General features: G+C 39.4%; 12 protein-coding genes. 2 read left to right on the top strand and 10 right to left on the bottom strand.

Translation table 11 applies throughout. The features are described 5' to 3' along the window. The first annotated feature begins 141 nt into the window (after positions 1-141). Positions 142-1,365 carry a peptidase T gene (gene pepT / locus EL171_RS01650; RefSeq protein ID WP_005387835.1) on the top strand — a complete coding sequence of 408 codons (1,224 nt, stop codon included), beginning with the start codon at positions 142-144 and terminating at the stop codon, positions 1,363-1,365. 299 nt (positions 1,366-1,664) lie between these two features. Beyond that, positions 1,665-2,126, top strand: a complete 462-nt coding sequence (gene tnpA, locus EL171_RS01645; protein WP_005380067.1) for an IS200/IS605 family transposase — start codon at positions 1,665-1,667, stop codon at positions 2,124-2,126. Positions 2,127-2,345: 219 nt separating this feature from the next. On the opposite strand, the gene EL171_RS01640 is transcribed toward tnpA, so the two are convergent. From EL171_RS01640 to trmB, 10 genes are all read right to left on the bottom strand, one after another. After that, complete coding sequence (locus EL171_RS01640) at positions 2,346-3,596, bottom strand: MFS transporter (RefSeq protein WP_005387831.1); 1,251 nt, start codon at positions 3,594-3,596, stop codon at positions 2,346-2,348. 319 nt (positions 3,597-3,915) lie between these two features. Further along, positions 3,916-4,509, bottom strand: coding sequence for a hypothetical protein (locus tag EL171_RS01635; protein ID WP_005387830.1), 594 nt, complete (start codon positions 4,507-4,509; stop codon positions 3,916-3,918). Between the two features lie 83 nt (positions 4,510-4,592). Then, a complete protein-coding gene (locus EL171_RS01630) occupies positions 4,593-5,531 on the bottom strand; it encodes a hypothetical protein (RefSeq protein ID WP_005387828.1) in 939 nt (312 codons plus the stop codon). 54 nt (positions 5,532-5,585) lie between these two features. Next, a complete protein-coding gene (locus tag EL171_RS01625; RefSeq protein WP_005387826.1) occupies positions 5,586-6,317 on the bottom strand; it encodes a COG3415 family protein in 732 nt (243 codons plus the stop codon). 287 nt (positions 6,318-6,604) lie between these two features. Next, positions 6,605-7,354, bottom strand: coding sequence for a hypothetical protein (locus tag EL171_RS01620; RefSeq protein ID WP_039969594.1), 750 nt, complete (start codon positions 7,352-7,354; stop codon positions 6,605-6,607). An 8-nt stretch (positions 7,355-7,362) separates the two neighbouring features. Continuing rightward, the gene (gene floA, locus EL171_RS01615) at positions 7,363-8,319 is read right to left on the bottom strand and encodes a flotillin-like protein FloA (RefSeq protein ID WP_059361546.1); all 957 of its coding nucleotides are present in this window, start codon (positions 8,317-8,319) and stop codon (positions 7,363-7,365) included. A 36-nt stretch (positions 8,320-8,355) separates the two neighbouring features. Then, positions 8,356-8,820 (bottom strand): NfeD family protein, encoded by a 465-nt coding sequence (locus tag EL171_RS01610; protein ID WP_005387820.1) that lies wholly within the window; start codon positions 8,818-8,820, stop codon positions 8,356-8,358. A gap of 278 nt (positions 8,821-9,098) precedes the next feature. After that, on the bottom strand, positions 9,099-10,400 hold the full coding sequence (gene uraA / locus EL171_RS01605) for a uracil permease (RefSeq protein WP_005387818.1): 1,302 nt from the start codon (positions 10,398-10,400) through the stop codon (positions 9,099-9,101). Between the two features lie 110 nt (positions 10,401-10,510). Beyond that, the gene (locus tag EL171_RS01600; protein WP_005387816.1) at positions 10,511-11,854 is read right to left on the bottom strand and encodes an FtsW/RodA/SpoVE family cell cycle protein; all 1,344 of its coding nucleotides are present in this window, start codon (positions 11,852-11,854) and stop codon (positions 10,511-10,513) included. 1 nt (position 11,855) lies between these two features. Next, on the bottom strand, positions 11,856-12,515 hold the full coding sequence (gene trmB, locus EL171_RS01595; protein ID WP_005387813.1) for a tRNA (guanosine(46)-N7)-methyltransferase TrmB: 660 nt from the start codon (positions 12,513-12,515) through the stop codon (positions 11,856-11,858). Between the last annotated feature and the right edge of the window lie 16 nt (positions 12,516-12,531).

The following is a 12,531-nucleotide window of genomic DNA, read 5'->3' as shown; positions in this document are numbered from 1 at the left end:
AAATATCACACAATCCATAAATATTTATTTTGCATTTTCACCGCCCCTGTTCTACAATGAAAGTATATTAAGAATCTTTATTATATACAGTATGTATACCAGTATGTATAACACGTATGTTTACTTACGAGGAGGCTCATTATGGAATCAATGGTCGAACGTTTTGTACGCTATACAAGCATAAATACACGGTCTAATGAGGAAAGTACAACAATTCCTAGTACTCAAACTCAAGTAGACTTTGCTACTAATGTGCTCGTTCCGGATTTAAAAGCAATCGGTTTAGATGAAGTTATTTACAACCGTGAAAATGGTTTTGTCATCGGCACATTAAATGCTAATACAGATGAAAAAGCACCTGCTATCGGCTTCATCGCTCACATGGATACAGCAGACTACAACGCAGAAAATGTTAAGCCTCGTATCGTTGAAAATTACGATGGCAGCGATATTTGCCTTAACGAAGAACATCAAATCTTCACACGTCGTGCAGATTTCCCTAATCTAAAGAATTACATTGGTAAATCCTTAGTTGTCACAGATGGTCTTACCCTTCTCGGCGGCGACGACAAGGCTGGTATCTGTGAAATTATGGAAGCTCTTGCATACCTCGTAGCTCATCCAGAAATTAAGCACGGTAAAATCATGTGTGCTTTCGGTCCAGACGAAGAAATCGGTACTGGCGCCGATCACTTTGATGTCAAAGAATTCCCTGTTGATTTTGCTTATACTATCGATGGTGAAAGCCTCGGTCAACTTGAATACGAAACATTCAATGCTGCAGGCGGTACAGTAACCCTCAAAGGTGTATCTGTTCATACAGGCACTGCCAAAGGCATTATGATCAACTGTGCTAAATTAGCAATGCAATTCGATTCTCTATTACCAGGTGCTGCAGTTCCTGAACACACATGTGGTCGTCAAGGTTTCTTTATGCTTATGAGCATGGAAACACAAGTAGATACTGGTAAAATGAACTACATCATCCGCGACCATGACAAAGAATTATTCGAAGCGAAAAAAGCATTCTTCTTACAAGCTGGTCAAACATTAAATGAAATCTACGGCCGTGAAGTATGTGAAGTATCTGTAAAAGATCAATATTACAACATGTACGATATCATTAAAGACAACATGGAATGCGTTAACGTAGCTAAAGCTGCTATGGAAAAAGCGGGTATCACTCCTATTTGTGATCCTATCCGCGGTGGTACAGACGGTTCTAAAATCTCCTTCATGGGCATCCCTACTCCTAATATCTTTACAGGCGTAGAAAACCTACATGGCCGCCATGAATTTGCATGTATTGATGACATGAAGAAAGCCGTAGAAGTTATTGTAAATATCGTAAATATTGAGAAATAATATCTTATGATATAACTACTCATACCTATACTACTAGAGATTATTTGAACGGTATTTAAGTATCAAACTAGTATTCTAGAACATGGAATACTAAATACATAAATAATACAAAAGGACTATACGAAATCTTTCGTATAGTCCTTTTATTATTGTCTTTAGACTGGTTCGCGACGTAGTCGCGAATCATAAAACCACCCGCTATGCGGGTGCGGCAACGAAAGTTATACAAAAAAATCACCTTGCTTAAGTATAATGTAGGTGTTCAAGCCGCATTATATACAAAAGAAAGGTGATTTTATATGGCAACAAAGACACAGAGCCTTGCGCACACAAAATGGTTATGCAAATACCACATAGTATTTACACCTAAGTATAGACGTAAAGTTATATATAATCAATATAGAAATAGTTTACGTGAAATACTGAGACGTTTATGTGAATATAAGGGCGTCAAGATTATAGAGGGGGAGCTTATGGCAGATCATGTGCATATGCTAGTGTTAATTCCACCTAAAATATCAGTTTCATCTTTTATGGGATATCTAAAGGGTAAAAGTGCGCTAATGATGTTCGATAAACACGCAAACTTAAAGTATAAATTTGGAAATAGACACTTTTGGTCCGAGGGATATTATGTAAGTACGGTAGGATTAAATGAAGCTACCGTAAAAAAATATATACGTGAGCAAGAATTACATGACCAAATGAAAGATAAACTTAGTGTAAAAGAATATGAGGACCCTTTTAAGGGTAGCAAGTAATACATATCCCCTTTAAGGGGACCGTTACGAGTCAATGGCTATGCGGCTTGAACGTAGTGAAAGCCAGCGCCTTTAGACGCTGGCCTAGTACTACGGGCTTATAGCCCGTGAGCAAACCACCCGTTTTACGGGTGGTCCTGATTTAGTTATGGAAATCTATGAAGTTATAAAATCTATGAACTAGATTAATTCTATTCATCAGCACTAGTAGATTATATCCTACGCAAGTTTACCATTGCGTTTACGATTTCTAATTTGTTCTTCTTCAGCACGAGCTTTCAAAGAAAGATCTTTTTCAGTACCTACATAACGACCATATAAGAAATAGTACGCAACGAAGGCAAGAAGTGCTACTACAACAGTAACGTGGAACATGCTTGTATAGCCTACTACCTCTTTAATAGCACCTAAGATGTATGGACCAAAACCTAACCCCATATCTAAGGCAATAAAGTATGTGGATGTGGCAACACCAATACGGTGAACCGGCACAATTTTAACAGTTACGGCTTGACCGTTTGACATGAATGTACCGTAACCAAGGCCAACAAACACAGCGGATAAGAGAATAAGCCATGTAGAGTGAGCGATGGATAATAAGAAAATACCAAGGGCTAAGGATATGAAGCAAGGGTAAAGAACAAAGTTTTCCCCTTTCATATCAAACACAATACCAAGTAATGGTCTTGTTATAGTAATAACTACAGCATACACAACGAAGAAGAATGTGCCTGCTAAGATAAGATTTAAATCTTTTGTATAGGCTGCCATAAAGCCGATAACACCAGAGTATGCAAAACCTACTAGTACAGAAACAAGACTAATAGAGTTCATACGTGGTTCAATATAATCGGAAATTCTAATGCCCTTACGTTCTTCAGATTCAATATCGAGCTTAGGTTCCTCAAACTTCATAAGAACAGAACCAATACCACAAAGGATGATAAGAGCAACACAGAATGCGATGATAAAGTCATAACCAAGGCTATGTAGCATTAAAATCCCCAAGAATGGGCCTACTGCAGCAGCAAGAGATGTAGACAAGCCATAGTAGTTAATCCCTTCACCACGGCGTGACATTGGAATAATAGCCGCTACGATTGTACTTGTAGCAGTCGAGGTAATACCGTATGCAAAACCATTTAAGAAACGAACACTATCGAGCATCAATAGATTAGGTGTATAGAAGTACATGGCTGTTGAAACCAAATAAATTAACAAACCAAGGTACAACATCTTACGACAGCCCAAGATACTAATGAACCGTCCCGCCAACAACCGAGCAACAACGGTACCAATAATATAAATACCAACGGCCAAGCCAGCTTGACTTGCTGTAGCATGAAGATTATCCTTTGCCACTACTGCAATAATAACGATTAATAAGTAATAAATCAAAAATACTAAGAAATTAATCAAAGTATCAAGGACAAAGGATCTTGTCCATAAGGCCTCTTTAGCCTTATCCATAATATCAACTCCATTTTCTTAAACTATTGTCAACCATTTGCGACAACGATTAATTATAAACCTCTCACTATAGAAATCAAGAATTAAAATGTTATACACCTCATTACTTTTATTTATAACAAGATGTGTATAATCAATTATAATATAGGCATCTCTATTCTAATAATTCACATTAATTTTTGATAATAAAAACACCTTTGATCATTTATATTGTATCCCCAAAGATACGATATAACATCAAAGGTGTTATTTATAACTATTTAGTTAATGACTTTTCTATATAGCTGATACATCTATATGCTCTACATATCTACCTATATTATTTCGTTTTTAATCCACACGCCTTAAAGAAGTTTTTATAAGCTTCAGCTTTTTTAGCAAGGCTCAACGGATACGCACGAGATGTAGATGGTAATCTTGTTAACGTCAATTCGCGACCATTAAACACAAAAGGAATTGTCTCCCCTGTTTTAGGTAATTTAACCTTTTCTGGTAAAAGGCTCAACAAAATTTCTGTGGCCTTACCACCTGTGGTACCAATGTGTTTACAGTCTGGAATTTGGTCCAATACCTCTGCCAACGGTACAGGTTCAACAACCTTAAGAAATGCATCTGATGCATTCCCCTTTTCGCGTATAGCTTTTAATACAGTAGGACAAGAAGCAATCCCCACTTCAGATAAGAACGCTTTAATCTTATCCGCATCAAAGGCTTTTTCCTCCCCTTTTCTAAAGTGTTCCTTATCGTCAAAGAATACTAAGCCATACACGCGCCACATGTCATTTTGAAAGTTAGGATAATGAAATTCCATAGATCGCTTTTCGGAAGTTGGTGGGAATGTCCCCATCATCATCACCGTCGTATTCTTTGGTAAGAACGGTGGAAATGGTCTCGTTTCAATTGTTTCTGCCACAGAGCATCAACCCCTTTCACAATCTAGTATGAACTCAACTTTCAGCATAATATATGAATTATATCACTAATCATATATAGTCTTTATTGACCGATTGGTTGAGATACTAATGTATTAATATGATCAAAGCCTACTGGTGTAGGAGATACGAGATACAAGCATACAACAGCAGCTACAGCAAAGCCAATCGCTAAGTAGGAGAAGCTGCCATGACGTGAAAACTCATACATACCAAAGAGACGAATACCAATAGCAGCACCAATAGCGGTAATCAAGGATGGTATGGAGAAGATATTGTAAACACCAAATACCACCATAAGACCAGCGTATCCACCTACTACGGTAATCATTGGTAACATGCGGTCCATTGGATTTGGAATGGAACGTGTAAGCGCTGCTGGATAATAAGAGGCTTCTACACCAAACATACCCAAGAACAAATTGAAGTCAGCCCAAATTGTTTCCCATGCACCTCTAAAGGCATCTCGATGGTTGCCTACGTACCAAGCAAAGCCCGTAATAATTAAGATGGCTAAACCAGCACAGATGAAATAGTATTCACTAGGAATTTTAGGGCCCGCATAAGCACCTACAGCAGTTACAACAGCACTTAAAACGGATGTAACAATAACGCGATGCAAGCGAGGTCGTTTATTTTCTGGAATGCGTTTGTATACAGTAGCTAACAATTCTAGGACAAAGCAGGCCATAAAGATGGCAATCCCTGCAGCTGGTACAAAGAACGCAGCAACTAAACTCAAAATAAATGGAATACATAAGCGCCATTTAGGGAATAATACAAGGTCTTTATAATCTAATCGAACGTCTTGTGTCTCCATTGTAAAGTTGTTGTACACCACAAATAGCAGCATAAAGGCGATAACATCAATCGCGTTAGCTCCCCAAATCAATAGTGTTGGTACTATGATCATCGACAGTGCCACCCCAGATACACGGGATAAACCAGCGGCCGCTATGCCAAGTAAGAAAAACGGTATTAAAGCAGATATAATTTCAAGCATAATATTCCTCCCATCATTGTATAAATTTAAGTATATAGTATCTACCGCACTACATCAAGGAGAGATATATTTTTTCATGGCTAGTCGTTTTCTTACGGCAGAAGCAGAGCAGCCCATCATCTGTGCAATTTTGGCAACACCATACCCTTGAGCACGTAAGTTTTTTATCCTATTTTCGTCTAATTCTAATATATTTGAACGAATTTCTATACCTTGCTCCCGTAAATACATGGCCACTGTTGACCCTCGTATACCGTAAGCTAAACCTATATCATCCGTACTCATATGATGATGAATATACAAGTAAGCCATCTCGTCCACCTTTCGAGATGGTTTTACTTTAAGCGTTGTACACATTCCCATATGACGCAATACATGATGTACTTTCCATCGGGATATGCCATACATACGCGCAATTGAGTCTGACGTATTTCCACTTTTATAGGCCCTACAAATACGCACCGGATCGATAGCTACATTCTTGGTCGAACGCTGACAAGCTAGTCCATATTCTTTCATCCGACTTGCCATCGTCGTAATCGATACATCATAACGCTTCGCTAAAGAATGTAATGACCACTTACCTGACTCATATAGAGCTTGTACATGAACCATATTTATATCCTTCTTCAACGGTCTTCGCTCAATATCATATGCCTTCATACGCCGCATAATAGTATCTACACTACACTGAAAATACTCTGCCACCTCGCGAACACTCCACTGTTTCTCTACATATAATTGTTCCAGTAACTGTTTAGGTATAACGCGCACATTACGATACATACTATCACCTTTCCTTGTAGACGAACTCCTTTCCCTATTATTGTGAAAGTTCCATCAAAAAAAGACAATAAAAAAGAGGTTCCTAATAGTCACATAGGTGACCAATAGGAACCTCTTTCCATATGTAATTATATGCACCACATAGGATATGTGCCGTTATAATTGCTATACAACATCTATCCGCAAATAACGATGATCATGAATCACCAATAATCCAGTAGACGTTATGACCAATATTTTGATAGCCATATTTTCTAATGACTAATAAACGTATTGGCTACCCCAACTTAACGATATCTGCGTTCAAGAGCCTTAGGCTTACTCAAGATAATAGACCATTTCATGCCTTCTTTTAGAGCATGATTTGATATACGTTTATGACTTGATGTATAAACACTGGTCGAAGTGATTGGCGAAGTCGTTACCATATTCGTATCAAGGAGTACCTTTCCTTCTTTAGAAGCCTTATCTCGCTTGAATTCGGCCAATCGTTCACTTAAGGTTGGCCCTGTAACAGACTCTCTACTTAAACGAGTTGTACTCGTACTAAAGCCAGTTGATTTACTTGAAGTTTTCTTGGATGAAACATGAGTACCTTGTTGAGTTGTAGACGCTTCATCGTAATGATGCTCGGAAGCTAAAACTGTTTGAGCTTTATCATTACTTGGATGCTCTTCAACATGTTTTTCAGATGTCTCCGAATCATCATATTGAAACAGTCTTCCCCCCTTCGGTCTTAAGGGAGCCTCAGGGTGCTGATTTTCAATCGGTCTATTTTTAAATATTTCTCGATAGAAATCATCATCATACAACAAGTCCTCAGGCGAAGGTTCTACAGGCTTTTTCTCTATAGAGATACCATATTCACGTTCCATATCCTCCCAAGTCTGGCCTGAGCTTTCATTATTGTCATACTCATCAGACTCTTCTGTATTCTTGCTTTTTATAATGGAAAAAGCAATATACGCGATGATACCTAGCACAAATATAGGGTTATGCGAAAAGATGGATAGCACAGAAGACAAAATAGAGTCCATAGCTACTCCTATTCACTATCTGCTAAATTTTCACGCATTTTAGTGTCTGCAATAATATTATTCATATTGTAGTAATCCATAACGCCAAGATTACCATTTCTGAAAGCTTCTGCCAATGCTTTAGGTACTTCAGCTTGTGCTTCCACAACCTTAGCTTGCATGTCTTGTGTTTTAGCACGCATTTCTTGTTCTGTCGCAACAGCCATAGCACGACGTTCTTCGGCGCGAGCTTGCGCGATTTTCTTATCCGCTTCCGCTTGGTCAGTTTGCAATTGAGCACCGATGTTACGTCCTACGTCTACGTCCGCAATATCAATGGACAAGATTTCAAATGCAGTACCCGCATCAAGGCCTTTACCCAATACAGTACGAGAGATGTGATCTGGATTTTCTAATACGTCTGTATGCTCTTCAGAGGAACCTACAGTTGTTACGATACCTTCACCAACGCGGGCGATAATCGTAGCTTCACCAGCACCACCAACGAGGCGGTCAATATTAGCACGTACAGTTACACGAGCACGAACCTTGAGTTCGATACCATTTTTTGCTACTGCAGAGATAATTGGTGTTTCAATAACCTTAGGATTAACGGACATTTGAACCGCTTCCAATACATCACGACCTGCAAGGTCGATAGCTGCAGAACGTTCGAATGTCAAAGGAATAGATGCACGTTCAGCGGCGATCAAAGCATCTACAACGCGGTCAACGTCACCACCTGCAAGGTAATGCGCTTCAAGCTGATTTACATTAACATCTAGACCTGCTTTATTAGCTTTAATCAAAGGCATTACGATTTGGGATGGATTTACACGACGCAAGCGCATGCCTACAAGTGTAAAGATTCCAACATTAACGCCTGCTGCAAGAGCAGATACCCAAAGGCCTAATGGCACAACATACAAGAACACCATAATCCCAATCAGTAGAATGGGAATCAAGATTAAAATACCTACATCCATAATAACCTCCATTATATACGACGATGTGGTGAAAGCTTAATCGCGCTTTCTAACTATATTGCGGCCGCCCACAACACGAAGCACCACAATAGGTGAACCGGCATCGATGAAGTCCCCTTCGGTCACAACATCCACCAAATTACCATCAATTTTAGCAATACCTGCAGGGCGTAGTGTAGTATGAGCTACGCCTTCTTTACCGACTAAGTCATCTAATACATCATTAGATACATAACCAGCTTTTGTCGTAGATCGTTGCCCTAAGGTAAACAATTTGCCTATCCAAGTCTTTTCAAAGTGATTAAAGAACACGATGATAAGGACAATTAACAAGGCTGTTAATCCTAGTACGGCATATAGCGCCACCGTACCTTCTCCAAGGGCTACATACACACCCCAAAGGAATGTACAATAACCGATGAGTCCCAAAATACCACCTGGAACAACGAGTTCTACAGCCATTAGGGCAATCCCTATAGCCATCCATACTAAAAACTCCATAGGCCCTCCTCTCTTCAATTAATTTTATACAACTTATATCTTCATTATACAATATAAAGAATAAATTATAAAGATAACCCTTATCATATAAATCTATTTCATATCAAATATTCTTACATCCTAAACCTATTCGGTTCACAAGTATTAAACGATGATATTTATAAGATAATAAAAACGACTACTTTCACAGGTTATACCTGATTCAGTAGTCGTTATTTATAAAGTATATTAGTTTAAAGCTTTACTATTGTCAGTCATCATCGTAAGTTGCTATTTCATCAATAGGTTTGACTGTAATTATACTTCTGTTTTTTCAATTGGTCATTACCAACGCCTGTTTTTTGAAGAATCAATAAGATGATACTCATTGCCATACCTACTACAGTCGCAAGGCCCATACCTTTCAATACAACAGGACCTACAGCAAGTTCTGCACCGCTAAGACCTACAACAAGGATAACAGATGTTAAGATCATATTAACAGGGTTTGTATAATCTACCTTGCGTTCTACAAGCATGCGCAAACCGGATGCTGCAATGATACCGAACAAGAGAATGGATACACCACCCATAACTGGTACTGGAATAGCATGGATAAGAGCAGCTACTTTACCTACAAAGGAGATAATCATCGCAAGAACCGCAGCACCACCAATTACCCATACACTAAAGCAACGAGTAATAGCGAGGACACCGATATTTTCACCGTATGTCGTATTTGGTGTAGCACCAAAGAAACCAGAAAGGATGTTCGCAAGGCCATCACCGAGCAAGGAACGTTGTAAACCTGGTTCTTTCATCAAGTCTTTTGATACAATGTTGCTCGTTACAACTAAGTGACCTACGTGCTCAGCAAATACTACAAAGAGTGCTGGCATAATCATAATAATGGCATTAATATCAAATACAGGCATGCCATAGAACTGTGGTAAAGAGAACCAAGGAGCAGCCTCTACACCAGAGAAATCAACAACGCCCATGAAGGCAGACAAGATATAGCCGGAAACAACGCCAATCAAAACAGGGATTACAGCTAAGAAGCCACGGAACACAACAGTACCAAGCAAGGTAACAACTAAGGAAAACATAGAGATAAAAATAGCTTGGCTGTGGCTCATGCCTAAATCTTGATTACCAATAAGGCCAGACATACTCATCGCTACTGGCGCTAATTCCAAACCGATAATAGCTACGATAGCCCCCATCGCTGCTGGAGGGAATAACTTATCGATCCAACGAGTACCAATATAACGAACGAGAATAGATAAAATTACAAAGGATAAACCAAATACAACGAAGGCCCCCTTTGCAGCCTCATAACCGAGACCTGCAGATAATACGCCTGCTACAGGAGCAATGAAAGCAAAGCTAGAACCGAGGTATGCAGGGATTTTGCCTTTACAAACGAATAAATACAGTAATGTACCGATACCATTCATGAATAAAGCTGTTGCCGGATCTACTTTTAACAAATATGGTACCAATACAGTAGAACCAAACATAGCAAATAAATGCTGGAAACTAAGTGGCAACATTCGCCCCCAGGACGGGCGTTCTTGGATATCAATATAATCCTTCATTTTTTCTCCTCACACACAATACAAGTACGTTGCATTTATACAGAACCTCTTAAGAGATGCTATATAAATCCACACTAAATATATTCACATTATACTACATAAGTTAAATATCAACGTTCGGACCTAGGTCGTCTACGAGTAGGCTTTTTAGTCTCTCTGGGTCTAAATGGACCAGGCATTTCCGTTTTTTGAGGACTCTTCGGAGCAGCCGGTTTGAATCGGCTTTGCGTTTCCTCACGTAAAGATGGCAAAGCCTCAGCAGTACCAACTTGTTTTACACCTTCTACATTGCGACGACCAACGCTAGCTAACAAGCCTATAGCCATAAAGTTCATCAGCAATGAGGAACCACCATAACTAATAAATGGCAAAGGTACACCTGTTACAGGCATAATACCGCAAACCATGGCAATGTTAAATAATGCTTGTCCACTGATGAGCAAGGTTATCCCCATCGCTAACCATTTGCCAAATTCATCACGAGATTTATTAGCAATGCGGAAACCAAAGTATGTAAAGGCCGCTACCAAGAGAACGACAAAGACAGCACCGACAAAGCCCATTTCTTGAGCCCACACGGCGAATGCAAAGTCTGTATGTGCTTCTGGCAAGTAAAAGTACTTAGATGTACCTTGCATAAAGCCTTCCCCAAGAATACCGCCAGAACCTACGGCCAAAAGGCCTTGCACCGTTTGATAGCCCATATCTTGAGCATGAGGCCAAGGGTCGAACCAAGACTGAATCCGTTCCCAACGATACGGTGACATACGAGCTGCAATAAAGCCTATCACACCAGCTACAGCAAAGGCACCACCAAAAAATCGACCATCAAAACCTGCTAAATAAATTAATATGAAGGAGAACCCAAAGATTAGCACAGTTGTCCCCATATCTGGTTGCAAGATCGTTAACACTGCAAAGATTATAGGCCAAACTAACATTGGCAACATATAACCTACGCGCTCACTCACATAACCTTGTAAGTTTGTGAGTGGATTATTATATCTTGATTTACCCCATTTTCTCATGGTACTCAATTTAGCGGATGTCCATATTATGGCAGCTAACTTGGCAAATTCCGACGGCTGTATCGATACAGGACCGATAACAATCCACCGACGCGCACCATTAATGACAGAGCCCGCCACAAGAACTAACACCATGCCTATTAGGGTTGCAATCATTATGCGTTGCAACATATGTGGCTTTTGTAGTTGTCTATAGTCATACCGATATAAGATAACACCTATTGCCATTGAAAGAAATAGGAAACCTATATGTTTTGAAAAATACCCTAAAAGCCCTGTATTTTCGTAAATAGAGCTAATATAGGTGGCACTGAAGATATTCACACTACCTATAATCGTGATGAGTACTATAGGTAAGAGCATACCTTGTAAATCATTTTTAAAGAGTGAGCCCCACCGACTATCCCCCTTATTCGGTGTTTCCATATTAAGCCTCCTTTTGTACTTTTGGCTTAATTGCTTCTAAGCGGAAAATAGGTTGCCCTTTAGCACTGAACTTCTCTTCATACTCAGTTTTTACATTAGGAAGATCTGTGCTATGTAAGTCATAGGTTACATTCTTAAGTTCCCAGCCACATTCTTTGAATTCTTCAAGAGAGAACATAAATAAACCTTCGTTATCAGTTTTAAAGTGAACCTCGCCACCATCTTTTAAAAGACGGGCATATCGATCGAGGAATGTATGGTATGTGAGGCGACGCTTAGCATGTTTTGCCTTAGGCCATGGATCACAGAAGTTGATATAGAAACGATCTACTTCACCAGGCGCTACAACCTCTTCAATGCCAGCGATATCAAAGAGAGATACCTTAGCATTATCACGCTCTGCTTCATAAATCTTTTGAGCCGCATAATAAATTACGCCAATTTGCACTTCAAAACCTACAAAGTTAGCATCTGGATACGCTTCAGACATGCCTGCAATAAAACGTCCCTTACCTGTTCCAAGTTCCATATATAATGGACGTTCAGGATGGGCAAATAACTCACGCCATTTGCCCTTATACTGTTCTTGACCAGACAAAATGATATGAGAGTCATATTCGTGGATAGCTTCATCAATCCACGGTTTTCTACGAAGGCGCATACTTTCTCCTTACATC

The sequence above is a fragment of the Veillonella dispar genome (assembly GCF_900637515.1).
Taxonomy (GTDB): domain Bacteria; phylum Bacillota; class Negativicutes; order Veillonellales; family Veillonellaceae; genus Veillonella; species Veillonella dispar.
This window is presented reverse-complemented; position numbering and strand designations above follow the sequence as displayed.

What these genes read in the sequence shown, in the direction of transcription:
- pepT (WP_005387835.1), top strand. Translation starts at nt 142, where the DNA reads ATGGAATCAATGGTCGAACGTTTTGTACGCTATACAAGCATAAATACA.
- tnpA (WP_005380067.1), top strand. Translation starts at nt 1,665, where the DNA reads ATGGCAACAAAGACACAGAGCCTTGCGCACACAAAATGGTTATGCAAA.
- EL171_RS01640 (WP_005387831.1), bottom strand. Translation starts at nt 3,596, where the DNA reads ATGGATAAGGCTAAAGAGGCCTTATGGACAAGATCCTTTGTCCTTGAT.
- EL171_RS01630 (WP_005387828.1), bottom strand. Translation starts at nt 5,531, where the DNA reads ATGCTTGAAATTATATCTGCTTTAATACCGTTTTTCTTACTTGGCATA.
- EL171_RS01625 (WP_005387826.1), bottom strand. Translation starts at nt 6,317, where the DNA reads ATGTATCGTAATGTGCGCGTTATACCTAAACAGTTACTGGAACAATTA.
- EL171_RS01620 (WP_039969594.1), bottom strand. Translation starts at nt 7,354, where the DNA reads ATGGACTCTATTTTGTCTTCTGTGCTATCCATCTTTTCGCATAACCCT.
- floA (WP_059361546.1), bottom strand. Translation starts at nt 8,319, where the DNA reads ATGGATGTAGGTATTTTAATCTTGATTCCCATTCTACTGATTGGGATT.
- EL171_RS01610 (WP_005387820.1), bottom strand. Translation starts at nt 8,820, where the DNA reads ATGGAGTTTTTAGTATGGATGGCTATAGGGATTGCCCTAATGGCTGTA.
- uraA (WP_005387818.1), bottom strand. Translation starts at nt 10,400, where the DNA reads ATGAAGGATTATATTGATATCCAAGAACGCCCGTCCTGGGGGCGAATG.
- EL171_RS01600 (WP_005387816.1), bottom strand. Translation starts at nt 11,854, where the DNA reads ATGGAAACACCGAATAAGGGGGATAGTCGGTGGGGCTCACTCTTTAAA.
- trmB (WP_005387813.1), bottom strand. Translation starts at nt 12,515, where the DNA reads ATGCGCCTTCGTAGAAAACCGTGGATTGATGAAGCTATCCACGAATAT.